The sequence below is a fragment of the Vibrio gigantis genome (genome assembly GCF_024347515.1).
GTDB lineage: Bacteria > Pseudomonadota > Gammaproteobacteria > Enterobacterales > Vibrionaceae > Vibrio > Vibrio gigantis.
The window spans coordinates 1,163,724-1,188,846 of the sequence record NZ_AP025492.1; the positions used below are offsets into that span (position 1 = coordinate 1,163,724).

The 25,123-nt window shown below is 43.0% G+C and carries 18 protein-coding genes; 15 read left to right on the top strand and 3 right to left on the bottom strand.

What is annotated here, in order from left to right; all coding sequences use genetic code 11:
• Window positions 1–2: 2 nt before the first annotated feature.
• The 9 genes from lapB to OCV56_RS05350 all read left to right on the top strand — a co-directional run bounded on the left by lapB (window position 3) and on the right by OCV56_RS05350 (window position 13,323).
• Window positions 3–1,178: a lipopolysaccharide assembly protein LapB gene (gene lapB / locus OCV56_RS05310; protein WP_086712199.1), complete on the top strand. Its 1,176-nt coding sequence runs from the start codon at window positions 3–5 to the stop codon at window positions 1,176–1,178.
• Between the two features lie 124 nt (window positions 1,179–1,302).
• Window positions 1,303–2,013, top strand: a complete 711-nt coding sequence (gene pyrF / locus OCV56_RS05315; RefSeq protein ID WP_086712198.1) for an orotidine-5'-phosphate decarboxylase — start codon at window positions 1,303–1,305, stop codon at window positions 2,011–2,013.
• A gap of 400 nt (window positions 2,014–2,413) precedes the next feature.
• Window positions 2,414–3,436 carry an ABC transporter permease subunit gene (locus OCV56_RS05320; protein WP_086712364.1) on the top strand — a complete coding sequence of 341 codons (1,023 nt, stop codon included), beginning with the start codon at window positions 2,414–2,416 and terminating at the stop codon, window positions 3,434–3,436.
• Complete coding sequence (locus OCV56_RS05325; protein ID WP_086712197.1) at window positions 3,433–4,476, top strand: ABC transporter permease; 1,044 nt, start codon at window positions 3,433–3,435, stop codon at window positions 4,474–4,476. The genes OCV56_RS05320 and OCV56_RS05325 overlap by 4 nt, the downstream gene beginning before the upstream one ends.
• Window positions 4,477–4,531: 55 nt before the next feature.
• Window positions 4,532–6,370 carry an extracellular solute-binding protein gene (locus tag OCV56_RS05330; RefSeq protein WP_086712196.1) on the top strand — a complete coding sequence of 613 codons (1,839 nt, stop codon included), beginning with the start codon at window positions 4,532–4,534 and terminating at the stop codon, window positions 6,368–6,370.
• Window positions 6,371–6,384: 14 nt separating this feature from the next.
• Window positions 6,385–7,281, top strand: coding sequence for an ABC transporter ATP-binding protein (locus OCV56_RS05335; protein ID WP_086712195.1), 897 nt, complete (start codon window positions 6,385–6,387; stop codon window positions 7,279–7,281).
• 4 nt (window positions 7,282–7,285) lie between these two features.
• On the top strand, window positions 7,286–8,101 hold the full coding sequence (locus OCV56_RS05340; RefSeq protein ID WP_086712194.1) for an ABC transporter ATP-binding protein: 816 nt from the start codon (window positions 7,286–7,288) through the stop codon (window positions 8,099–8,101).
• A gap of 196 nt (window positions 8,102–8,297) precedes the next feature.
• Window positions 8,298–9,170: a hypothetical protein gene (locus OCV56_RS05345; protein ID WP_086712193.1), complete on the top strand. Its 873-nt coding sequence runs from the start codon at window positions 8,298–8,300 to the stop codon at window positions 9,168–9,170.
• 28 nt (window positions 9,171–9,198) lie between these two features.
• Window positions 9,199–13,323 (top strand): M66 family metalloprotease, encoded by a 4,125-nt coding sequence (locus tag OCV56_RS05350; protein ID WP_086712192.1) that lies wholly within the window; start codon window positions 9,199–9,201, stop codon window positions 13,321–13,323.
• A 77-nt stretch (window positions 13,324–13,400) separates the two neighbouring features.
• Here OCV56_RS05350 and miaE read toward each other — a convergent pair whose 3' ends face one another.
• Complete coding sequence (gene miaE / locus OCV56_RS05355; RefSeq protein ID WP_086712191.1) at window positions 13,401–14,165, bottom strand: tRNA isopentenyl-2-thiomethyl-A-37 hydroxylase MiaE; 765 nt, start codon at window positions 14,163–14,165, stop codon at window positions 13,401–13,403.
• Between the two features lie 143 nt (window positions 14,166–14,308).
• Window positions 14,309–15,073 carry a DNA repair protein gene (locus OCV56_RS05360; protein ID WP_086712190.1) on the bottom strand — a complete coding sequence of 255 codons (765 nt, stop codon included), beginning with the start codon at window positions 15,071–15,073 and terminating at the stop codon, window positions 14,309–14,311.
• A gap of 322 nt (window positions 15,074–15,395) precedes the next feature.
• On the opposite strand from OCV56_RS05360, the gene cysB reads away from it, so the two are divergent.
• Both cysB and OCV56_RS05370 read left to right on the top strand, forming a co-directional pair.
• Window positions 15,396–16,370: an HTH-type transcriptional regulator CysB gene (gene cysB, locus OCV56_RS05365; protein ID WP_017060244.1), complete on the top strand. Its 975-nt coding sequence runs from the start codon at window positions 15,396–15,398 to the stop codon at window positions 16,368–16,370.
• Between the two features lie 149 nt (window positions 16,371–16,519).
• Window positions 16,520–17,722, top strand: coding sequence for a methyltransferase (locus OCV56_RS05370; RefSeq protein WP_086712189.1), 1,203 nt, complete (start codon window positions 16,520–16,522; stop codon window positions 17,720–17,722).
• Between the two features lie 152 nt (window positions 17,723–17,874).
• On the opposite strand, the gene ald is transcribed toward OCV56_RS05370, so the two are convergent.
• Window positions 17,875–18,999, bottom strand: a complete 1,125-nt coding sequence (gene ald, locus OCV56_RS05375) for an alanine dehydrogenase (RefSeq protein WP_086712188.1) — start codon at window positions 18,997–18,999, stop codon at window positions 17,875–17,877.
• A 156-nt stretch (window positions 19,000–19,155) separates the two neighbouring features.
• Here ald and lrp point away from each other — a divergent pair, with 156 nt between their 5' ends.
• The 4 genes from lrp (at window position 19,156) to OCV56_RS05395 (ending at window position 25,016) form a co-directional block, all read left to right on the top strand.
• The gene (lrp, locus tag OCV56_RS05380; RefSeq protein WP_004734558.1) at window positions 19,156–19,650 is read left to right on the top strand and encodes a leucine-responsive transcriptional regulator Lrp; all 495 of its coding nucleotides are present in this window, start codon (window positions 19,156–19,158) and stop codon (window positions 19,648–19,650) included.
• A 163-nt stretch (window positions 19,651–19,813) separates the two neighbouring features.
• On the top strand, window positions 19,814–22,924 hold the full coding sequence (locus OCV56_RS05385; protein ID WP_086712187.1) for a DNA translocase FtsK: 3,111 nt from the start codon (window positions 19,814–19,816) through the stop codon (window positions 22,922–22,924).
• A gap of 75 nt (window positions 22,925–22,999) precedes the next feature.
• Complete coding sequence (lolA, locus tag OCV56_RS05390; RefSeq protein ID WP_086712186.1) at window positions 23,000–23,596, top strand: outer membrane lipoprotein chaperone LolA; 597 nt, start codon at window positions 23,000–23,002, stop codon at window positions 23,594–23,596.
• Window positions 23,597–23,660: 64 nt separating this feature from the next.
• Window positions 23,661–25,016, top strand: coding sequence for a replication-associated recombination protein A (locus tag OCV56_RS05395; RefSeq protein WP_228761225.1), 1,356 nt, complete (start codon window positions 23,661–23,663; stop codon window positions 25,014–25,016).
• Window positions 25,017–25,123 lie beyond the last annotated feature (107 nt).

Here is a 25,123-nt window from a genome sequence, read left to right on the forward strand (position 1 = left end):
TGATGTTAGAGTTACTGTTCTTACTTTTGCCCATTGCAGCTGCTTATGGCTGGTATATGGGGAATCGTAATGCTCAGCAAGAAAAACAAAAGCAATCACACCAGATCTCCCGTCAATACGTGACGGGTTTGAATCTATTACTGTCAGATCAATCTGACAAAGCGGTTGATCACTTCATTGAGCTGCTTCAAGTAGACAATGAAACCATCGATACTCACTTGGCTTTGGGTAACTTGTTCCGATCAAGAGGCGAAGTCGACCGCGCTATTCGTATTCACCAAAATCTTATCTCTCGTTCGGGGCTTACCCTCGATCAGAAAAACCTCGCACTGCAACAATTAGCAAAAGACTACATGGTCTCTGGCTTCCTTGATCGCGCCGAAAAAATCTTTGAACAACTTGTAGAAGAACCTGACCATAAAGAGGGGGCTCTGCAGCAGTTGGTTGCTATTTATCAGCAAACTCGAGAGTGGAACAAAGCTATCCATTACGGAAATATCCTCGTTAAGCTTGGTAAGAAGAAAATGAAGATGCGTGCGACAGTGGCGCATTTTTGGTGCGAGCTTGCGATGCTGGAGCAAGCTGATGGTAACCGATCTAAAGCACTTCAGCACTTCAAGAAGGCGCTGTCTGAAGATCCTAAATGTGTACGTGCAAGTATCGCTCTAGGTAAGTTCCATTTAGCGAACGAAGATTACCAAAAGACAATTGATTGCCTTGAATCGGTACTTGAGCAAGATATCGATTTTATTAGTGAGGTGCTGCCAACCCTTGCTGAGTGTTATCAGAAGCTTGGACAAGAAGCTCAATTGGTCGAGTTCCTCAAAGGGTGTATTCAGAAGAAAGCGGGCGTATCCGCTGAATTAATGCTCGCTCAGTTGGTTGCTCACCATGAAGATGTAGGCTCTGCTCAAGAGTTACTGACCAAGCAGCTTGTTAAGAATCCAACCATGAAAGGCTTCTATCGATTAATCGATTATCACCTAGCAGAAGCAGAAGAAGGCCGAGCAAAAGACAGCTTAACCACACTTCAATCTATGGTTGGTGAACAGCTTAAGGTTAAGCCCCATTACCGTTGTCGTCAGTGTGGGTTCTCTACACACTCAATGTATTGGCATTGCCCTTCATGTAAGGGATGGGGGACGATCAAGCCTATTCGTGGGCTTGATGGTGAATAGATTTGTGGTCATTTTAAGACCAAATTATTAATTGCAGCTTTCGGGCTGCATTTTTATGACTGTTATTTATCACCTGCTTTGGTGATTGAAAAGTTTTAGAAAGTTAACTGCGTTAGGAGATGAAATGAACGACCAAAAAATCATTGTAGCCTTGGATTATGACAATCAAGCGGATGCGTTAGCCTTTGTCGATCGTATTGACCCAGCATCTTGTCGCCTAAAAGTCGGCAAAGAGATGTTTACCCTGTTTGGCCCTGAGTTTGTTCGTGAATTACATAAGCGTGGTTTCTCAGTATTCTTAGATCTTAAATTCCACGATATCCCTAACACATGTTCGAAAGCAGTGCGTGCTGCTGCTGAACTTGGCGTATGGATGGTGAACGTACACGCAAGTGGTGGTGAACGTATGATGTCGGCTTCTCGCGAAATCTTAGAACCGTATGGTAAAGATCGTCCGCTGCTTATCGGGGTGACAGTACTAACTAGTATGGAGCAACAGGATCTGGCGGGCATTGGTCTTGATGTTGAGCCTCAGAAGCAGGTAATGCGTCTAGCTACCTTAACGAAGAATGCAGGGTTAGATGGTGTGGTATGTTCAGCGCAAGAAGCATCTTTGTTGAAAGGTAATCTTGGTCAGGAATTTAAGCTGGTGACACCAGGTATCCGTCCAGTGGGTGCTGAAGTCGGTGACCAAAAACGTATCATGACACCGACCAGAGCCATCCAATCGGGCTCCGACTATCTAGTTATTGGTCGCCCAATTACTCAGACTTCAGATCCTGCTGAAGTGTTAAATAATATTAATAATGAATTGTTACATATGAGTAGCAACTAATTATTCTGTTGGTGCATGGTTTTTACTGTTTAATAAATTTAGCAAACGTTTAAATTGTGCACCTTTTAGTGAAAATCACTGAAAATCTCATTTCCATAACTTTCCTTTCTAAAATATATGTTTATCAACATATTATTGTCGTTTCAAACTCAATTAACCTAATAATGTTCTAAATAAACCGACGTATATTGTGGTTTTACAAAGGCTTTTTCCTAGCTTGGCTACAATAATATGAACTGAGTCGATAATTTGTAATGTTAATTAGATGTAAATATATAATTTATCATTATTATAAATTAGAGTTCACGGTAATGTTAACTCATAAAACCAGTGTGTAAGTTAGGAATAAAACCTACAGGATGTGGTTTAAATTTAATTAATTGGTATGGAGTACTTCCAATTGTTAGCTTATATATTGAGACGATTATTGCTCATTGTCCCAACGTTTATAGGGATTACTATATTAATATTCGCGATAACGCGATTCGTTCCGGGAGGACCTGTCGAGAGAATGCTCTCTAAGATGCATTCTGGAAGTGATAGTGCTGCAGTCGGTGTGGCAGGTAATAACTCTTCTCTGTCGGACGATCAAATAGCTGAACTTAATGCGTTCTATGGATTAGATAAACCTATATTAGAATCTTATGTTGATTGGTTATCTAAGATCGTCGTATTAGATTTTGGTGAATCAACCCGCTATTACGAACCTGTTAGTGACATGATTGCGGAACGTTTACCAATTTCGTTGTTTTATGGAGGCATGACATTTTTTATTAGTTATTTTATATCAATCCCGTTAGGTTATTTTAAAGCAATTAAACATGGTTCTGTTTTTGATTCCGCTTCGTCAATATTGATATTTATTGGCTATGCGTTACCCGGTTATGTTGTCGGCGTGTTTTTAATTACCCTGTTTGCATATAACTTAGACTGGTTCCCAATGGGCGGTTTCGTGAGCGATGATTTTGAAGACTATGAAAATTGGGTCGAGCAAGCAAAAGACATCATGTGGCATGCCGTCCTTCCTTTGATTTGTTACCTGATTGGTGATTTCGCAACCCTTACAATGACGATGAAAAACAATCTAATGGAGAATATTTCAGCGGATTATATTCGCACCGCGATTGCTAAAGGCCTACCATTTAAACAAGCAGTGAAGAAGCACGCACTACAAAATAGCCTTATTCCGATTGCGAGTCATTTTGGTAACTCACTGCTGTTTTTTATGTCAGGTTCATTTTTGATTGAAGTGATTTTTAATATTGATGGTATTGGTTTGCTTGGTTACGAATCCATTATTGAACGTGATTATCCGGTTGTGATGGGTATCGTTGCTATTAATGCAGCAATGTTGATGATTGGTAATATTTTGTCTGATTTGTGTGTTGCAGCTGTCGATCCGAGAGTGAGGTTTGGCGCATGATTAAGTTAACCCCACTAACTCAAAAAAAGATCAAACATTTCAAAGAGGTTAAACGTGGTTATTGGTCTTTCGTGATATTGAGTTCACTGCTGGTAATGTCACTTTTCGCAGAGGTGTTGGTCAACAGTAAGGCTTTATTGGTGAGTTATCAAGGCCAGTGGTCTTTTCCTGTCTTCTCAGATGTGAGGCCGGGTACTGACTTTGGTCAAGGTTATTTAAGTGAAGCGGACTACAGGCAGCTACAGCATAACTTTGAACAGGCAAACCAAGGTAACTTTGTCATCATGCCATTTGTGCCGTGGAACCCTTACGAACAGGACTTCTCTGGTGACTTTCCTCCTCTCGCGCCCAGTATTGAAAGTAAGCACTATTTAGGTACCGATTCTATAGGTCGCGATATTCTCGCCCGTTTGGTTTACGGTTTTCGAATTGCGATGGGATTTGCGTTGATGACCATGGCGATTTCATACGCTATCGGCACTGTAGTTGGTTGTTGTATGGGCTTTTTCGGAGGTAAGTTTGATCTCTTTGTTCAACGGCTGATAGAAATTTGGTCGATGGTGCCATTTCTGTACGTGATCATGATTTTAGTTTCGATAACCCAACCGACATTTACGCTTTTTGTGGCCATTAACGTCTTGTTTGGTTGGATGGGGATCACTTGGTATATGCGAACAATGACCTATAAAGAATCCGCTCGTGAGTACGTTATGGCAGCCAGAGCGCTTGGTGCATCGACTGCTCGGATATTGATTAACCATATATTGCCTAACACTATGGTTATGATTGTGACCTTAGCACCATTTACTATTGCAGCGAATATCACTGCACTAACAGCGTTAGACTACTTAGGGCTAGGGTTGATGCCGCCGACACCAAGTTGGGGCGAATTATTACAACAAGGAAAATCTAACTTAGATGCACCATGGATAGTGGTTTCAGTGGTTGCTTCTATTGTTTCAGTATTGGTAATGGTGACCTTTATTGGAGAAGCGATACGCTCGGCATTTGATCCAAAGAAATTCACTCGTTACGTCTAAGCTCAGGACGAGAATTCAAACATTTACAGGAAGTATCCAGTTACAGGATGTAATTATGAATAGAACACTCTCAATTTATATCGCAGCATTGCTCAGTGGTACATCAGGATTAGTTCATGCCTCGACGCTACCGCAAAACCTTGAATGGTTGTCAAACAACAGTGAGCCTTTGTTTGCATCACAAGAAGCGGTGCGCGGCGGGACACTGCGCACCTTTATGGCGAGTTTTCCTCAAACACTGAGAAGTGTTGGCCCTGATGCAAATTCAGGTTTACGGCACTACTTTATGGATGGATCGCCGAAACTGGCTCAGCGCCATCCGAATACCGGAAAGTGGATCCCGCAACTTGCAACTGATTGGGCATTTGATGAGGACAACAGAACTCTCTATTTCAAACTTGACCCTAAAGCGACTTGGTCTGATGGCGAGAAGATCACCGCTGATGACTACTTGTTCATGCTGAAATATTACCGCTCTAAGGATATTGTCGATCCTTGGTATAACGACTTCTTTTCTAACTCTATTCTTAATATTACGAAGATTGATGATTACACCATTGCTGTTGAAACGGCGGTAAAACAGAGCCGAGATGCTCTAATGGTATTGATTAACATGCCAAGCAACGGTTTCCAGCCAAGACCAAAGCATTTCTTTAAAGGTGGTAAGGATGCTAACGGTGATGGGATGGTTGATAACTTTGTGCGCAAATATAACTTTAAGAGTGAGCCAACAGCAGGCCCTTACTATCTCGATAAGGTGAAAAAAGGTAAAAGCGTGACCTTTAAACATGTCGGAGAACAGTGGTGGGGCTATTCAAATCGTTATTATCAAAACCGTTATAACGTGGACAAAGTGCGCATCACGGTAATTCGGGATTTTGATATTGCACTCAAGCACTTCGAGAAAGGCAAACTCGACTATTTCGATCTGGTTCTGCCGGAATACTGGCATGGAAAGTCTGACTCTCAAGGCTTCGAAGATGGATACATTCAAAAATTCTGGGGCTTTAATCAAACTACACAAGGCGCGGGTGGCTTGTGGATGAACACTGCCCAACCGTTACTGGATGATGTCAACCTACGAAAGGGAATTATGCATGCGACCGACTACGATGGCATGATTAAGAATATTATGCGCGGTGACTACACACGCAAGCCCCACGGGCTTGGGTTTGGTCATGGAGAGTACGATAACCCTGACAATAAAGCGCCTAAGTTTGATCCTCAATTGGCCGCTGAGCACTTTGAAAAAGCTGGCTTCGACACCATTGGCCCTGATGGCATACGTGTTAATCAACAAGGTCAAACACTCTCTTTAGCTATTACTTATGGCTACAACGCGTGGACACCAAGAATTGCGTTCCTAAGAGAGCAAGCGAAGTTAGCTGGATTGGACTTCACTCTTAACTTGGTCGATGGTTCCTCGGCATTTAAGTACATCCTAGAGAAAAAACATCAGCTGGCATTTCTAAATATGGGCTCAGGTGAAATCCCATCGTATTGGGAGTATCTTCACTCAGATAACGCTAACAAACCACAAACTAACGCACACACTAATTACAGTAGCCCGGAGTTGGATAAGCTAATCGAGGCTTATGATGCTGAATTTGATCAGCATAAACGTTATCAGTTGTCCTACCAAATTCAGAGTTACGTGACTGAAGCGAACATCATTGTTCCGGGTTACATGGTGCCATATTCACGTGCAGCGCATTGGCGTTGGGTGCAGTACCCTGAGAATCCGATGACTAAGCAAACTGAATCAATCTTTCACCCAATGGATATAGGTAATTTCTGGATTGATGGAGACGTAAAAAAGGAGACGAAAAATGCCATTAAATCGGACAAAACGTATCCTTCTGTCTCATTTGTTGATGATCGTTTTAAGTTGTAAGTAGAGCGTTTTATATGAGTGAAGATAAGAGAAAAGTGGGGATACAACAGGGTGACAACATTCTTGAAGTCAAGGATCTTGAAGTCTCGTTCTCTACTGATAGTGGCGTTGTACAGGTGTTACACGGTGTCAGTTTTAAGGTAAAGCGTGGAACAACTTTAGGTTTAGTCGGGGAGTCTGGTTGCGGTAAAAGTGTTACATCTATGTCGATTATGGGGCTTTTACCTAAACCTTATGGCGAAGTCACTCGTGGGCAGATCTTGTATGAGGGGCGAGATCTGACTCAGCTGGATCCTAAGTCTATGTATGAGATGCGTGGAAACTCTATTTCGATCATCTTTCAAGACCCAATGACAGCTTTAAACCCTGTCCATACAGTCGGTAAGCAGTTAACGGAGGTGCTGGCCTTACATCGCCCTGAGCTGAAAAAATCGGATAGACGACACTATGCATTAGAGATGTTGGAAAAGGTCAAAATACCCATGCCAGAGAAGCGTATTGATGACTATCCGCATAACTTGTCTGGTGGCATGAGACAGCGTGTGATGATTGCAATGGCTCTGGCTTGTAAGCCTGATGTGTTGATATGTGATGAGCCGACAACCGCATTGGATGTGACCGTTCAAGCATCGATCTTAGAACTAATGTATGAACTCCAGCAGGAGACAGGAATGGCAATGCTGTTTATTACTCATGATCTGGGGGTGGTTGCCGAGGTGTGTGATGAGGTTGCAGTTATGTATGGTGGGCGAATCGTAGAGCAAGCAGATGTCTTCGAGTTATTTGACCATCCACAACACCCTTATACCAAGCGATTACTTGGATTGATGCCTAATTTAGAGAGTGCCCCAAAGCAGATGATAGATATTCAGCCTATTGATACATCGGAATTCCCTGAGTTTCGAGGTTAGAGCAATGACAGAAGTACTTAGGATAGAAAACATAACTCAGCATTTCATTTCGGGTAAACGATTGTTCTCAAAAGGGTATGTAATCAAAGCCGTCGACGGAGTGTCTCTTTCTCTTAACCGAGGTGAAACGCTGGGGTTAGTCGGTGAATCCGGTTGTGGAAAAAGTACGTTAGGGCGAACTATCTTAAAACTGTTTGAACCAACGTCAGGACGAATCTTTTTTGAAGGGAAAGACATTACCAAGTTGTCGACAAAAGAGATGCGACCACTGCGTAAAGACATGCAGATTGTGTTTCAAGATCCTATGGAGTCTCTCAATCAGAGACACACCATAGGTATGATTCTGGAAGAGCCCTATATCATTCACAAAGTTGGCAATTCTGCTGAACGTAAGCGATGGGTATTAGAGCTACTCGATAAAGTCGGGCTACCTCGTGAGTCTGTTGAACGTTATCCTCATGAGTTTTCCGGTGGTCAGCGACAGCGAATAGGTATCGCTCGAGCAATAGCCCTTAAACCCAAGTTACTTATTTGTGATGAATCCGTGTCTGCGCTGGACGTATCGGTTCAAGCTCAAATCATTAACTTATTGCTCGGGCTACAAAAGGAGATGAACCTCGCTATTATTTTTATCTCTCATGACTTGTCTGTGGTTAAACAGGTATCAGACGATGTCGCTGTGATGTATTTTGGAAAAATCGTGGAATACGGCTCTGCAATGGAGTTGTATAACAATCCGAAAAATGAATATACACAAAATCTACTATCAGCAATACCAATTACACACCCTAAGAATAGAAAGCGTAATAAGAAGTCTTAGAAAAAATACAAAACTGTACAAAATAATACAAAGAATATTTGTAAGTTAAATGTAAAGTAATTTGGCGACAAGGGTTTGTTGCTAAAAGGCCTATCAATATTTAGTGAAGATATTGAGGTATTCGTTCACCTAAAATTCGATGGGCTATTTAAATAAAGTTCAGTAATTGAACTTACATTCATGGAAGTTAAAAAGTATGCAGAACACAATAAAGTGGAAGGTGAAGCCGATCGCAATATTATTAAGCACGATGTTTACTTTTTCTGTTTATTCAGAAGAAGACACTCGTGTTGATAATATTAGTGATGCAGTTGAATCCACACAAAATGACAGAGGTGCATCTTGTATAACTTGTAATATCAGCGGGTCCGTTACTGCTGGTTATTCTACGAATATATACAATAAAGATGACTATCGTGCTGATAGAAGCTTCTCATGGAATGGCACACTGAAATATAAGCTTTCTGAAAATATGAAAACGTATATATCTTCGGGTGGTTACCGAGCATTAGATGATGAGGTAGGGACATTTGCTACCGATTCTGTAATAGGGCTCAGTTACTCGAAATTATATGAATTCGGTGAAAGTGGAAAAGTAAGTGCAAGTGGGCAGTTTACTATTCCCACATCTGAAGCGTCTCGTAATGACAAATTACAAACCGCATTTAGATTGGCTATTCCCGTTAGCTTCGATCATTGGGGGGTAAGCTTTACGATTAGCCCTCGAGTTAGAAAGAATTTCCATCAGTATGAGACCTACGGCGGTAAATCATTAACAGAGTGGACCTATTCATTGTTTACCGGTGCTAGTTACAGTTGGGAAAAACTAACTATCGGTATTGATGCCTTGGGCGGAAATACGATCAGTTATAAAGGGACAAGGCGTGACTCCGTCGACTACGGTGGCTCTGTTTATGGGGCATATGACTTTGCAGAAAATTGGTCATTTGCACTAACTGCCGCAACGTCAGGTGCATATGCAGATGCAGAGCGAGGCACGTTAGGCAACATCGATCTTTTCGATGCTGACAAAGCTTCTTATACAGCAGAAATAACATTTTCATTCTAGGGAAATTAAAATAATAAAAGGATTCAATATGGACTTTAAAAAGATTGCATTAAGTTCCGCAATTACGGCTATCTTGGCTGGTTGTGGGGCAGATGACCAAGCGTACGAACTGCAAGAGCGTGATGCTCGTGAAGTCGCAGTACAAGACCTCAAAGATGGGCGTTGGTTTTATGTGCCTACAACAGGTGCAGCACCACGATTTGCACTGAACCAGTTTCCGTTTCTTCAAGGGATGGGACGTTATGTTGAGTTGTGTTACACAAAAACAGGTCTAGAAGTTAGAGCTTTCGATAAAAACTATCCAGACTCATCACTACCAAAAGATGAAAATAACTATTGTGCAGAGCAAGGTATTGTCGGTAGTGACGATGTGGTTAATTTTGCACAAGTTCTTGAAATTCCTGGTGAATTCGCTGCATATCGTTGTAAAGAAGATGCGTATGATGATTGTACCAATACCGAAGAGGTTAACGAAGACAAGAGTTTAGATTACCGTAAAAAAACATACTTCACGCCGAAGCCAGAAGAATTAATAGTATCGGAGTTCAACTACGAAGATCTGTATGGTTTAAAAGATGGTATTACGGAGCAGGGAACAGCGAAAGTTGTGTCTTGGGAGTTTGACCCAGAGAACGGTATTCTAAACTTCGAATTAGAGCGTACCTTCCAAGTCGATTTAGATAACCTTTCTGACTACATTAATTTTTCTACTAAATCTGGCCTAGAAGAAGCATTGGTTGATGGTGCATTTAAAGCACGATTCTATTACTCGCTTGTGCATGAGAGTGTTGTTGCGTCTGAAAACTATCAGCCGGTCATGTACCCAGTGGGTGATGAAAACGATATTGGCTTCTTTACTACTCAAACGAAGAAACTAAACCCAATTACAAACAAGTACGATCGTGATGTAGTGTACTTGAATCGTTTCAACCCAGAAAATGGTTCAATTAAATATTATCTAACGGACAACTTCTTTGAAGACAAAAATAAGCTGTTCTTAGATGCAACTATCCAGACTGTTAATAAGATGAACGATGCCTTGGCGTTGTTTGGTAATGATGCAGGTAAGCCAGCGATTGAGATTGTTAACTCGACCTCTCCTGCGGGCGTACACCCGGGCGACTTGCGTTACAACATCATCAACTTAGTCGATGAGCCTTTGGCCAATGGTCTACTTGGTTATGGTCCTTCAGTGTCAAACCCAATGACGGGTGAAATCATAAAAGCGCACGTCAACCAATACTCTGGTGTGGCAAGGACAGGTGTTCCTTATTATTGGGATAATTTGGCGCGTTTCTACAACCGAAATGAGTTGGCGTTAGATGGCTTACCAGCGTTACCGTCAGAAGATGACTCTACACCTGCTGTCGCTGAAGTTGAGTCACGTATTAAGCAATTGTCGACACTGGCGGCGATGTCAAAACTTCCTCAGGTTGATGAAGTGGCGCCGAGTCTTACCAAAGAGGAACTCACCGGTGGTCGCACGCCGACTCAAGCGCCGACGATCTTAACGCAACACTTTGATGATGATATGGATTTCGAAGATGTTGTAGCTGCAGAAGAGAATCGCTTAGCGTTTTGGTCTGAAAACAATGCTTACCCAATTGAAGCTTCATGGGTATCGTCGACGAGTAAAGCTATGCTCGATAACCTGAAGTTTGATGACGAACGTTATTTTGATATTAAGGTTGATGACAGTGGTGTAGAAACGTCGCGAGAGCTGAAGCGTTGGAAGTATCTGCCGAAAGATCTTCAACAAGAAGCAGCTGATGCAATTACGGTAGCGACATATAGCAATACTCTTGTGCATGAATTTGGCCATAATGTTGGTTTACGTCACAATTTCAAAGGCTCTAACGACAAAGCGAACTACTACACATTAGAACAAGCGCATGCTTTAGGCTTAAACAACGTTCCAGCTTACAGCTCCACGATGGATTACGCGCCAAGTATGTTGGACGAAACTCCAACTTGGGGTTTGTATGATATTGCTGCGTTCAAGTTTGGTTATGGACGTAAAGTTGAGACCATTCAAGACTCTTCGTCCGCAATGCCGGTAGCCGTCGCCGATCCAGGTGATGCAGGCAGCGATGAAGAGAAAGCGGCATATCAACAGTATCTCGCTGATTTGCAGTCTCACCAGCAGAGCTTTGCGAGTCGTTTCGGCAATAATGTTAGTAACGACTCACTGATGGTGTGTGCAGAAGTAATGCCACTGACGGGGGACCAGCTAGGTAAGTCACTATACAATTGTGATTTTAGCCGTTTCGATGCTGCTGCTCTAACTGATAACGCAGAAGACTATGCTAAAACTCGTTACGGTGTACTTTACTACCTTGATAATGTTCATAACATTGAACGTAAGGAGTACGGTTTCTGTACCGATGGTAATGTCTCATTGAACAGCGATTGTAACCGTTTTGATGAAGGCACTAGCCTGAACGAAATTGTTGCTTACGAATGGCAAAGTTATTTGGATAGCTACGATCGTCGTAACTTAGCTGAATACAGCGTAAACGGACTATTCTCAACAGATTACTCTAGCTATATTATTCGTCGTTACCGTGAAATGACGTCGATCCGTGACAAGATGGAAGATCTAGAGCGTATTGATGACATTTACACTAACTTAGGCTTCACATCATCTACAGATAAACCAGGCGATTTCTTATTACGACTAGCATCTAACGATACTTACTGTACAACCCCAGGCGCTGAAGCAAACTATTGGTTCTGTGATTATGCAGATGGTGCTAAGAAATCAGCGGCTTACTTCCTTGATGTATTAGCAACACCAGAGCACCAATGTGTTATCGAAAATGCGGATGGCGCGCAAAAGGTGATTTCATTTGGTCAGCTACTGAACAACAACTCTCACATGTTACCTGCTAGCTACGATTTGATTGATGCTAACTGTTTTGATGAGCAGGCTGCGAAGCTTATTGAGGACGCTGATAGTGGCTATACAGCCGTTGCTGAAACTAAGAATGGTCGATTCCTAAATTCGATTGGCAGTTTTGATCCTGATTACCCATGGTCGAATGCCGTATCTGTTCTGGGTAGCTGGCCTGATAAAGCACTAGCAAGCTACTTCTTAGCTCGTCGTTTCTCGACTCGCTATACTGATGAAGTAAGCTTCGCGTCTCTATTGGATCTTCCTGGAGTACAAGAACAATATGAAAACATCATTTCGAATATTATTTCAAATGAAGGTTTGAACACACCGGTAGAACTAGTAGATGCAAAAGGTGCTTCTTATACTAATCTGCGCGGCGTTGAAGTTCAGCTTCACGTAACCGAACAGATGGAATCGTTGTCTCCACTTCCTCGTGGTATTGAACGCTTCTTTGGTATCTCAAGCCGCAACCGTCAACGTATCGGTGACCTCATTCTTGATATGGGCGTTCGCCAAATGCAGTCAAATGACTATACGGTGAAATCACTTGGTAAAGCTCAATTGGATGCATTTACGAAACAACAAGACCGCTATGGCTTGATTGCAGGCGAAAAAGTGGAATTCGTAATTGACGGACAAACTTACGTTGCGACTAAATCTAATAAGCTAGCTTATGAATTTGCGAATCAGTTAGTGAGCTCTGACGGGTACGAGTTGAAAGTATTCCTAGACAACTACGACTCCGCAGGACTGGCAACTATTGCAAATAACATTGATACCGCATGGGGTAGCTTTAGAACAGATATCATACCTTCATTCCACGACGCTGTTTTGTTGCTTGATGCACCGATGGTGAACGCAATGAAAGCGAATATCGATATAGATATCGCGGCTAATGTTTTGAACTTTGCAACGTCATTTAATAACTTCGTCGATGCAGGCATTGCTTCTGGCGATGTTGTGTATGATGCTACGGCTGGTACTGTTCAGTACAAAGACGGTGAGGCTCATACTGTATCAAAAGCTTATGCAGCTTATTCAGATGCAATGATTCTTATCTTTAATAACTACGGTGATTCAATGATGTCTGCGGTGGATAACGTGCATGCTGGTTACGTTGCAGCTCCTGATGCAGATAAGGATCTATGGCTAAAAGACTTGAACTTGATTCAAGCTTACGTGAGTGGTGATATTGCGAGCGTTGCTGGTAAGTACTATGAGTTACTTGACCGCTTACCGAATGCAGAAGATTTCTAATTCTTGAATATTCTGACTAGAAAGAACAAAGGCTCGCGTTTGCGAGCCTTTTTTTACAAAAAGTTAATGGCTTTACACTACAATGCGGCAGTAGGAGCGCCACTATGAAACTTAAAATCGCTGTCGTCTGAAGTGATCAGGTCAGCTTCTACTTGAGCAAAATGTGCAATACGCTCTGAAATATCTTTGCCTGCGATCTGCTCTGCTAACTCAAGGTAATCTTGGTAGTGACGCGCTTCTGAGCGAAGCAGAGACACGTAAAACTTCTCCATGTCTTCTTCCAAGAAAGGAGCTACTTTAGCGAAGCGTTCACAAGAGCGCGCTTCAATGAAGGCACCGATGATAAGCTTATCAACCAATGCATCGGGCTCGTAAGTTTTAACTTGTTTGATCAAGCCTTTAGCGTAACGTCCTGCTTCGATTGGCTGATAGATCACGCCTTTCTTTTCCATCAATTCCATCACTTGATAGAAGTGGTGCAGTTCTTCTTTGATCAGTAGAACCATCTTATCGATAAGGTCAGCGCCGTAGTTACAGCCTTCTTTCGCTGTTATCTGCTTTGATACATTGCTCTTGCCGCGAAGTGACTCTAAATCACCAATGCGGCGGTAAGCAAATTGCTCGTATGGCAAGATCCATTCGTTTAATTGCTTGGCGCTTTCTTTATCTACCGCGTATTTACGGATAAGGAACAACGCGCTTTGAGCCGCCTTAAGTTCACACAGCATGTGGTCACGCAAAATGATGTGTAGGTTTTCGGGCTTTTTGGCTTCATCGATCCATGAATCTGGCGTTTCAGCTTTAAGAAAGGAGTGGATTGGTGCGAGTAGTTCTTGATACATGGTCAGGGAAGGTTTGTTGATAATATGGGGATTTTATCACAGCTCAAGAGATCTCCCTATAAGGAGAAAGGAAATTCAACAGGTACAAAAAAGACCGCCTATTTAATGTAAATAAGTCGGCCTTTAAGTGTTGAGCTAGACGTTTACCACTTCTTTTTCTGACCGAAAAGGGCATCCATATCGTCTTCTCGCTCTTTAGACTCAATCTGCTGTAAATCTTGAGCGTTTTTATCTTGGCGTTTTTGATCGAGATCGTTGAGCATCTGCTGAAGCTTTTCTTTCGCTTGATTAGAGTATGAATCATTTTTGGTTGCCAGCGCATCGATACCTTTACGCAATAATTGAATCGCTGTTCCCGGTTGTCCGCGAGAAATCGAATCGTTTGCACGTTTGATAACATTTTCAATGTTGATACGAATTTGGATCGTTTCTAGACGAGCATTTTCAACGACATAAGCTTGAGTCTCGAAACGGCCTTTATTGTGCTCGTTACGTACCGTATCACGTAGGCGCTTAACTAACTTAAGCATCATGATCGCTTGCTTATCACTACTTGGCACGCGGAAGGCTGTACTCTCGCCACCTTTGTAGTTTTCTTTGAGCTGAGTGATTTGTTGTTTTACGCTTTCAATGCGTTGGGCAAGCTGCTTATTTTTTGGATCGAGTTGATACATGTTTTCTAATGCATCAAGAATTCGATTGTTTAAGCATACAAGAAGATCTTGGCTAAACGGCATGTGATGAGCGTTGCCAATCAGTTCTTCCGTACCGTCAATAATGGTTAGATAACGAGAAGCTTCCTGTTTCTTCGCTGTTTCTACCTTAACTTTATATTGAAGCATGATGTTGTAGCCTAAAACTAACACCAAAAGAACGGCTACTAAGGCGATTATTAAACCAATATTCATATATTTGAGTCTGCTTATTATTTTCTATAGCTAGCTGGAGAGGATACACGATTCCATTGCGTATCGGCACTCGTAAATTGCAATTTCTGATTATCTCTTGTTGAGAGAAATCGGCAATCAAAACTTAACAACTAATGTATGGGAATGAGGGTTGGGTTGCAAAGCGTTAGTGATGTTTTTGTTTGTTAAGCTAGAAAAAATCAATTTTTCTGTCATTTTTGTGCGTGAAGCGTTATAACTATTAATTATATTACACGAGACTAGAATGCTCTCTTTGCAAATAAGTTAGCACAGAAATGAGTAAAGGATTACGAGGTTAGATATGAAGTTACAGCAACTGAAGTACATTGTTGAGGTTGTAAACCATAACCTAAATGTTTCTGCGACAGCGGAGAGTTTATACACATCTCAGCCGGGCATCAGTAAACAAGTTAGATTGCTGGAAGATGAGCTGGGTATTCAGATCTTTGAGCGAAGCGGCAAGCATTTAACACAAGTTACCCAAGCCGGTGAGGATATCATCCGTATCTCTCAAGAAATATTGGCACGTGTTGAGAGTATTAAAGCGGTGGCGGGTGAGCACACTCATCCAGAGATGGGCACATTGAATATTTCAACGACTCATACTCAAGCTCGTTATGCACTACCCGATGTGATTAAAGGTTTCACGGCACGCTATCCAAAAGTATCGCTTCATATGCACCAAGGCACACCAAGCCAAATGTCAGAAGCAGTCGCTAAAGGTACAGCGAATTTTGCGATTGCAACGGAAGCGTTACACCTTTATCAAGATGCGATTATGCTGCCTTGTTACCACTGGAACCGTTCGATCGTTGTGACCAAAGATCACCCTCTAGCACAGAAGCGAAATATAACGATCGAAGATCTTGCGGCTTATTCTCTAGTGACTTACGTATTTGGTTTCACTGGGCGTTCTGAGCTTGATACTGCGTTCAACAAAGTGGGTCTAACACCGCGCGTTGTATTTACCGCGACCGATGCTGACGTAATCAAAACTTATGTTCGTATGGGCATTGGTGTTGGTGTAATCGCAAGTATGGCGATTGACCATGAGCAAGATACTGATTTGGTTGCTATTGATGCGAGCCATCTATTTGGTGCTAGCACCACAAGCATTGGCTTTAGAAAAGGTACCTTCCTACGTTCTTACATGTTTGACTTTATGGAGCGTTTTGCACCGCACTTAACTCGCCCTGTTGTCGAGCAGGCTATTTCTTTGAAATCGAATGAAGAGATTGAAGAGATGTTTAAAGATATCGAGCTACCTGTTCGTTAATCTCCTCGTGCAAACCTGTATTCTTATTCGGCCTGTATCTACAGGCCGTTTTTCTATCTGATTTCGAACTCTCTTTATTGTTCTCTTTTATATCGATCCTTTCCATTTCCGTTTGTTACCCCTACAATCCTCGCACCATAGGGGGAAGCATGCACTCACGATTTAAAACACTCGATTCATTTCTGCTTGAGCACCAGGTTTACTGGCGTTCAGAGCCTTTTCACCTATGCCAAACCCAGCAACAACCTTGGTTTGATGTGAATCGCGCGCTTGTCGATTGGTTGGATAACTTGAGTATCGAGAATATTCAGATTCTGAAAGAGCAACCTCATGTGTTGGTAAAGGAACTTATTGGCTTTCTTCCCGAGTTAGAGGAAGCGAATCAAAGCATTCAGTTCACTACCACCGCTCTTAAAGGGTTAACACTTCCACGAGGTACCGAAGATGGTATTCCGGGAAGAAAGCTACAACAGATTGTTTCGATGGGCGAGGCTTCTCTTGAACATCATCATGGCAAAGAGTGGCTGGAGTGGTGTTCTGGAAAGGGCTTCCTTGGTCGAATCTTATCTCAACAATCTAAGCAAAAAGTGACCAGTTTCGAGTGGCAGCAATCGCTGTGCGAAAGCGGCCAAAAGATTGCAGATGCACAGCGTCTAGAAATGACATTTGTTCAAGGTGATGCGTTTTCCGAAGGTGCAGATGAGGTATTTAATCCTAATCAACACGCTGTCGCACTGCATGCCTGTGGCGACCTTCATGTTGAGTTAGTTAAAAAATCTGTGTCACATGGGTTACCAGCAGTCACTATATCCCCTTGTTGTTATCACCTTATTCGTGAAGAAAACTACCAAGCAATGTCATCAGTGGCAAAAGCCTCGGCTTTAACATTGAGCAAGAGTGATTTACGAATCCCGCTTCAAGAAACGGTTACTGGTGGTGAAAGAGTTAAGCGACATCGTCAGTTAGAGATGAGTTATCGTTTAGGTTTTAGCCAACTGCTTAGAGCTGAGCTAAACATCGATGAATACATCCCAGTGCCGAGCATCAAAAAATCAGAATTATCTGAAGGGTTTGAATCGTTTTGTCATTGGGCTTCTGAAGTGAAAGAGATAACACTTGGTTCGGATATCGATTTTGAATCCTATTTTGCTCAAGGCGAGAAACTTTTCTGGGAAATGGAGAAGTTGAGTTTAGTTCAGCAAGTTTTCAGACGACCATTAGAGATATGGCTAGCTTTGGATCGTGCTCTTTACTTGCAAGAGCAAGGCTATGAGGCAAGCATCGAAGAGTTTTGTGAACGCAGTGTCACGCCTCGAAATCTGTTGATTCATGGTGTTAAGAGCGACCGATAAATCTTTCGAGTACAAGAAAGAGCGTTGATCATCGCTCTCGAGTGTTACTAATACAAAAAAGCCAGTTCGACAAATGTCGGACTGGCTTTTTAATGTGTGTTGTAACTGAACGCTTCAACGAGAAAATTTACGCTCAGTTAGTCATTACATCATTAGTTAAACATTGCGATAGCTTCTGCTGGGTCTACGTATTCTAGGTCAAAGCTCTCTGCAACTTCTTTACAAGTCACTTTACCGTGGATTACGTTTAGACCTTCAAGGAAGCCTTTGTCAGATAGAAGTGCTTCGCGGTAGCCTTTGTTCGCTAGCTTAACAATGTAAGGAAGTGTTGCATTGTTTAGTGCGTAAGTTGAAGTACGAGCAACAGCACCTGGCATATTTGCAACACAGTAGTGAACTACGTCATCAACGATGTAAGTAGGGTCTGCGTGAGTGGTTGCGTGAGATGTCTCGAAACAACCGCCTTGGTCGATTGCAACGTCAACCACTGCTGAGCCTGACTTCATCTTAGCGATGTGCTCTTTTGTAACCAGTTTAGGAGCTGCTGCGCCAGGAATTAGCACTGCACCAATGACTAGGTCTGCTTCTAGAACATGCTTCTCAATCGCGTCTTCAGTAGAATAAACTACTTTTGCACGACCTTGGAACTCTTCATCAAGACGACGAAGTGTATCTACGTTACGGTCAAGAATTGTAACATCAGCGCGAAGGCCAACAGCCATACGTGCTGCGTTAGCACCTACAACACCACCGCCAACAACAACAACTTTTGCTGGCTCAACACCTGGAACGCCACCAAGAAGAAGCCCACAACCACCGTTAGATTTCTCTAATGTTTGTGCACCTGCTTGAATAGACATACGACCAGCTACTTCAGACATTGGTGCTAATAGTGGCAAGCGACCCATATTATCTGTTACAGTCTCATAGGCTACGCAGACAGCTTTGCTCTTGATAAGCTCTTCAGTTTGTGGAAAATCTGGTGCAAGGTGTAAATAGGTAAATAATATTTGCCCTTCGCGAAGCATAGCTCGCTCGACAGCTTGAGGTTCTTTAACCTTTACAATCATCTCTGCTTTCGCGAAAACGTCAGCAGCAGTAGGAAGAATGGATGCGCCTACAGCGATGTAATCATCGTCTGAAAAACCGATACCATTACCGGCATTGGTTTCTACAAAAACTTGGTGGCCGTGTGAGATTAGTTCTCTCACGCTAGCTGGGGTCATACCAACGCGGTATTCGTGGTTCTTGATTTCCTTAGGTACGCCAATGATCATCCTGACTCCTCATTTTATTTTGGTTGTTTTATCTATGTGTAGGGTAATTCTGTCGAATTAATATCTAGTATAGATAGGTTCAGATAAAATTTGATACTGAATATTAAAAAGTTGTAGTATATTTTTTTGCAAGGAAGTAATAAGGTGGAATAAAAAATGGCAGACAATTATAAGAAGCCGTCCAAGGAACTAGATCGTATTGACCGCAACATTCTTAATGAGTTGCAAAAAGACGGTCGTATCTCAAACGTTGAACTCTCAAAACGAGTAGGACTTTCTCCGACTCCGTGTCTTGAACGTGTTCGTCGTTTAGAACGTCAAGGTTACATTACTGGGTACACAGCGTTGCTGAACCCACAGTACCTTGATGCTTCGCTTTTAGTGTTTGTTGAAATTACGTTGAACCGTGGTGCGCCAGATGTGTTCGAACAATTCAACACCGCTGTGCAGAAACTGGATGACATCCAAGAGTGTCATTTAGTGTCGGGTGATTTTGACTATCTTCTAAAAACACGTGTATCTGATATGGGTGCTTACCGTAAGCTACTGGGTGATACGTTACTTCGTCTACCGGGCGTAAACGACACTCGAACTTACGTAGTGATGGAAGAAGTGAAACAAACCAATCAACTTGTGATTAAAACTCGTTAGTCACAATTGGTGAAATGAAAGAAAGCGGACATTTGTTCCGCTTTCTTGCTTTCTGGAATTGGGTTTTTCTGTTTGATATGGTTAAATCAACAGTAGTTTCATAGAAACGAGCGGCTTTGGCCGCTCGAGATGTTTTTATCCCGTTAAATTATTAAGTTGGTTTATGTTCAAGCAGAGCAGTAATAAAGTAGAAACAATCATTAAAACGAGTGAAGAGCCTCAGTCTCCTCGTTTGAATGGTTCTCAACGTCTCAAAGAGTGCAGCCTGATTTTGGGTGTTCTCTTCTCTATTCTACTTGCCGTTGCGTTATTAACTTTTAGTCCTGCAGATCCATCATGGTCGCAAACGGCGTGGGGTGGTGACATTCAGAATGCGGGTGGCTACCTAGGTGCATGGTTAGCGGATACGCTTTTCTTTGTCTTTGGTTCACTGGCTTACCCGCTTCCTATACTAGTGACCGTGGCTGCATGGGTGTTGTTCCGAAAACGCAATGAAGACGAACAAATCGACTTCATGTTGTGGGGCACTCGATTACTTGGCTTAACCGTCCTTATTCTTACAAGCTGTGGTCTTGCGGATATTAACTTTGACGATATCTGGTATTTTTCATCAGGCGGCGTGGTTGGTGACGTGTTAACAAGTCTTGCACTTCCAACGCTTAACGTCCTTGGCAGTACACTGGTTCTTCTTTTCTTATGGGGCGCTGGCTTTACTCTATTAACGGGTATTTCTTGGCTGAGTATCGTTGAATGGTTGGGTGAATGTGCGATTAAGCTGTTTACCTCTGCTGTTAATAAAGCACGTGGTGAAGACCAAGAGTTGCTTGAACCACAATTAAGAGAGTCGGCAGACCGAGATTTAATCGAAGAACGTCATAAGCAGTATCAAGAACCTATTTACCGTGATGTTCCTGCTATAGAAGACAACAAAGAATCAACAGATCAAGATCAGGTTGATCCTGCACTGAGCTTCTCTGCGACCAACGACTCTTCCGATGCTGCGAATGCACTAGACAATACTGCATCGCCGAAGCGTCATTACAATATTCACATGCCAGTCGATGTGCCTGTTAAGCAAGAAGCTTCTGCGCAGGAGCAGCCTCAACTAGTTGAGCAAGAGCAACTAATCCCTGCAGCTTCTGTTTACCAAGCACCAGAAGAGCCTTTAGAAGAAGGTGTCGAACGTTCTAAACAGTTAAACGCGACTATTGAGCAGTTAGAAAACGCGGCTATGTATGAAGATGATCTTGCTGAGCAGGAGCAGGTTGACGCGCATGAATCTCAGATTGTGTATCAGCAATACATGCAGAATGAGCAACCAGCAGTTAATCCGACTGAAACGGTTGCTGAAAGTGCAGAACCAGTAATGGATAGCTCATCAGAAGTAAATAATGAGTTCGATGCAGAAGATGTTCAACCAGAATCTCTATACGCTTCGCCAATGGGTGAAATAGAAGAAACACCACAAGAATTATCATCGTCTTTCGATACAACGGAAGAGCAAAGCTTTGAACCTAATTCAGAGCTAGGCGTTGAACCTATTGATAATGACGAAGACCAACTTGCTTCTTCAGCTTTCGAACAAGAGCCTACGGAAACGACTGAACAGAACCAAGAGCCAGTTGTTGATCTTCCTTGGGAAGAAGTCATAGAAGACGAATCGCAAAACCAAGATAAAGACGTAGAAGCGTTCCAAGATATTGTCTCTGAAGCACAAGCAAACATGGCTGCAGCGCAAAATCCGTTCCTAGTTCAGCAAGATGTTAACTTGCCTAAACCAGCAGAACCATTGCCAACACTTGAGCTGTTGTTCCATCCTGAAAAGCGTGAAACCTTCATTGACCGTGATGCACTTGAAGCGATTGCCCGTCTGGTTGAATCGAAACTTGCGGATTACAAGATCAAAGCAGACGTTGTCGACATCTTCCCTGGTCCCGTGATCACTCGATTTGAGTTGGATTTGGCTCCAGGTGTGAAAGTAAGCCGCATCTCTGGCCTTTCTATGGACTTGGCGCGTTCTCTGTCCGCATTAGCAGTACGTGTGGTTGAAGTTATTCCAGGTAAACCTTATGTGGGCTTAGAACTACCGAACATGAGCCGTCAAACGGTGTTCTTCTCTGATGTAGTTGCTAGCCCTCAGTTCCAAGAGGCTAAATCACCAACGACGGTTGTTCTAGGGCAAGACATCGCAGGTGAAGCGGTTATTGCTGACCTGTCGAAAATGCCTCACGTTCTTGTTGCAGGTACGACTGGTTCTGGTAAGTCGGTGGGTGTGAACGTGATGATTCTGAGTATGCTATATAAAGCATCTCCAGAGGATGTTCGCTTCATCATGATTGACCCGAAAATGCTTGAGTTATCAGTTTATGAGGGTATCCCTCACCTGTTATCTGAAGTAGTTACTGACATGAAAGATGCATCAAATGCTCTTCGTTGGTGTGTCGGCGAAATGGAACGTCGTTATAAGTTAATGTCGGCGTTAGGTGTTCGTAACATCAAAGGCTACAACGATAAGCTTAAGATGGCCGCTGATGCGGGTCACCCAATCCACGATCCATTATGGAAACCGGGTGATAGTATGGACCCAGAAGCGCCATTGCTAGAGAAACTGCCTTACATCGTGGTTATCGTCGATGAATTTGCCGACCTAATCATGGTTGTAGGTAAGAAGGTTGAAGAACTGATCGCACGTTTGGCACAAAAAGCACGTGCAGCGGGTGTTCACTTGATTCTTGCGACTCAACGTCCATCGGTAGATGTTATCACTGGTTTGATTAAAGCCAACATCCCAACGCGTGTTGCCTTTACCGTATCAACCAAAACAGACTCTCGAACCATTCTTGACCAAGGTGGTGCTGAATCGCTACTTGGTATGGGTGATATGCTTTACTTACCGCCGGGCTCAAGCCATACCATTCGTGTTCACGGTGCCTTTGCGTCAGATGATGATGTACACGCGGTGGTGAACAACTGGAAAGCGCGTGGAAAACCAAACTACATTGATGAAATCACCAACGGTGAACAAACCCCTGAAACCTTACTTCCGGGTGAGAAGATGGAAGGCGATGAAGAGGTTGATCCTCTGTTTGATCAAGTGGTTGAACACGTTGTTCATTCACGTCGTGGTTCGGTTTCTGGCGTACAGCGTCGATTCAAGATCGGTTATAACCGCGCAGCACGTATTGTTGAGCAACTTGAAGCTCAAGGTATTGTGAGTGCTCCAGGGCACAACGGTAACCGAGAAGTCTTAGCACCAGCGCCACCAAAAGATTAGTTCCACTAGGAACTCATGCCCATTAAGTCGGTCAAATCGAGAATATGACCGACTTATGTTTTAACAGGATTATTGATGAAAAAAGTATTCGCACTTTTATTTATGAGCTTCTCAGTGTTTGCTTCTCCGAAAGAAGAGCTGAGTAGCCGCTTGGCATTGAACGCAGGCTTTAGCGCTGATTTTAAACAAGTTGTGACCAGCCCTGATGGTGATGTTGTTATGGAAGGTGAGGGCACGGTAGAGATTGCACGCCCAAGCTTGTTCCGCTGGGAAACCACTTTCCCTGATGAAAACTTGTTGGTATCTGATGGTCAAAGCTTGTGGTACTACAGCCCGTTTATTGAGCAAGTGAGCATTTACTGGCAAGAGCAAGCGACATCGCAAACGCCATTTGTCCTACTTACACGTAATCAAGAAAGCGATTGGGATAACTATAATGTGGTGCAAACGGGTAACCAATTTACGCTAACGCCGACGGCTGTAGATTCTAATCAGGGTGATTTCCAAATTAATATCACTGAAAAGGGCATTGTTCAGGGCTTTAATGTGATTGAACAAGATGGTCAGAAAGGTGAGTTTACCTTTAACAATGTTAACTTGGGTAAACCAGCAGCAGACCGCTTTACTTTTGTGGCACCGGAAGGTGTCGAGGTCGACGACCAAAGAAACTGATCTAAATAAGCAGATCGTTTGGTAGTACGTCGATAGGCATTAATGCCATCAACGAATCAAGAGATTGCAATTGAGTAATTACAGCTTAGATTTTGCAGGGGACGAAGATTTTCGTCCCCTTGCTGCTCGTATGAGACCTGAAACTGTCGAACAGTACATCGGTCAGCAGCACATATTAGGTCCAGGTAAACCCCTTCGTAGAGCTCTGGAAGCGGGGCATATCCATTCTATGATTCTGTGGGGGCCTCCTGGCACAGGTAAAACCACGCTCGCAGAAGTGGCTGCAAATTATGCCAATGCAGAAGTGGAACGTGTATCGGCGGTAACTTCGGGCGTAAAAGACATTCGCATTGCGATTGAAAAAGCGCGTGAAAATAAGCAAGCAGGGCGCAGAACGATCCTGTTTGTGGACGAAGTCCATCGCTTTAATAAAAGTCAGCAAGATGCTTTTTTGCCTCATATCGAAGATGGCACTGTTACCTTTATTGGTGCGACGACAGAAAATCCATCCTTTGAACTGAATAATGCTTTGTTGTCACGTGCGCGTGTTTACAAACTGACATCTCTGAATACAGACGACATTTCTCTTGTAATTCGCCAAGCGATTGAAGATAAGCAGCGTGGCCTTGGTGATGTGCCTGCTCACTTTGCTGACAACGTTTTAGATCGCTTAGCAGAGTTAGTGAACGGTGATGCACGTATGTCGCTCAACTATCTTGAGTTGCTGTATGACATGGCAGAAGACAACGATAAGGGCGAGAAAGCGATAACTTTGCAGTTGCTTGCTGAAGTGGCAGGTGAGAAAGTCGCTCGCTTTGATAACAAGGGTGACATTTGGTACGACCTAATCTCTGCGGTTCACAAATCGATTCGTGGTTCGAACCCCGATGCGGCCTTGTACTGGTCTGCACGAATGATTGCCGCGGGTTGTGATCCTCTGTATATCGTAAGGCGTTTACTGGCGATCGCTTCTGAAGATATTGGTAACGCTGACCCAAGGGCAATGCAGGTTGCGATGTCGGCTTGGGATTGCTTCACTCGTATTGGCCCAGCAGAAGGGGAGCGTGCGATTGCTCAAGCTGTTGTTTATTTAGCATGTGCGCCAAAGAGTAATGCCGTTTACACCGCTTGGAAGCAAGCGTTAACCGATGCACATAACCTTCCAGAGTATGAAGTGCCTCATCATTTACGAAATGCACCGACAACTTTGATGAAGGACATGGGCTACGGACAAGAATACCGTTATGCTCATGACGAACCGGGTGCCTACGCGGCTGGCGAAAAGTATTTGCCTCCTGAAATGGGAGAGAAACAATACTATTTCCCAACAAAACGAGGCTTAGAGACCAAAATTGGTGAGAAGCTAGATTATCTGGCGGATTTGGACGCAAAAAGCCCACAAAAACGCTATGAAAAGTAGTCTTTTTTGGATATCGTTACCTAGTCATAAAATTTATATTAAATCGTTAAAAGTTGGTCGAAATAGCACCAGTTTTAGGGGTTTAGCAGTGATTCAGTAGCAAACTA

Excerpts from the sequence above, each read along its gene's own strand:
- lapB (WP_086712199.1), top strand. The coding sequence starts at position 3 with ATGTTAGAGTTACTGTTCTTACTTTTGCCCATTGCAGCTGCTTATGGC.
- pyrF (WP_086712198.1), top strand. The coding sequence starts at position 1,303 with ATGAACGACCAAAAAATCATTGTAGCCTTGGATTATGACAATCAAGCG.
- OCV56_RS05325 (WP_086712197.1), top strand. The coding sequence starts at position 3,433 with ATGATTAAGTTAACCCCACTAACTCAAAAAAAGATCAAACATTTCAAA.
- OCV56_RS05330 (WP_086712196.1), top strand. The coding sequence starts at position 4,532 with ATGAATAGAACACTCTCAATTTATATCGCAGCATTGCTCAGTGGTACA.
- OCV56_RS05335 (WP_086712195.1), top strand. The coding sequence starts at position 6,385 with ATGAGTGAAGATAAGAGAAAAGTGGGGATACAACAGGGTGACAACATT.
- OCV56_RS05340 (WP_086712194.1), top strand. The coding sequence starts at position 7,286 with ATGACAGAAGTACTTAGGATAGAAAACATAACTCAGCATTTCATTTCG.
- OCV56_RS05345 (WP_086712193.1), top strand. The coding sequence starts at position 8,298 with ATGCAGAACACAATAAAGTGGAAGGTGAAGCCGATCGCAATATTATTA.
- OCV56_RS05350 (WP_086712192.1), top strand. The coding sequence starts at position 9,199 with ATGGACTTTAAAAAGATTGCATTAAGTTCCGCAATTACGGCTATCTTG.
- miaE (WP_086712191.1), bottom strand. The coding sequence starts at position 14,165 with ATGTATCAAGAACTACTCGCACCAATCCACTCCTTTCTTAAAGCTGAA.
- OCV56_RS05360 (WP_086712190.1), bottom strand. The coding sequence starts at position 15,073 with ATGAATATTGGTTTAATAATCGCCTTAGTAGCCGTTCTTTTGGTGTTA.
- cysB (WP_017060244.1), top strand. The coding sequence starts at position 15,396 with ATGAAGTTACAGCAACTGAAGTACATTGTTGAGGTTGTAAACCATAAC.
- OCV56_RS05370 (WP_086712189.1), top strand. The coding sequence starts at position 16,520 with ATGCACTCACGATTTAAAACACTCGATTCATTTCTGCTTGAGCACCAG.
- ald (WP_086712188.1), bottom strand. The coding sequence starts at position 18,999 with ATGATCATTGGCGTACCTAAGGAAATCAAGAACCACGAATACCGCGTT.
- lrp (WP_004734558.1), top strand. The coding sequence starts at position 19,156 with ATGGCAGACAATTATAAGAAGCCGTCCAAGGAACTAGATCGTATTGAC.
- OCV56_RS05385 (WP_086712187.1), top strand. The coding sequence starts at position 19,814 with ATGTTCAAGCAGAGCAGTAATAAAGTAGAAACAATCATTAAAACGAGT.
- lolA (WP_086712186.1), top strand. The coding sequence starts at position 23,000 with ATGAAAAAAGTATTCGCACTTTTATTTATGAGCTTCTCAGTGTTTGCT.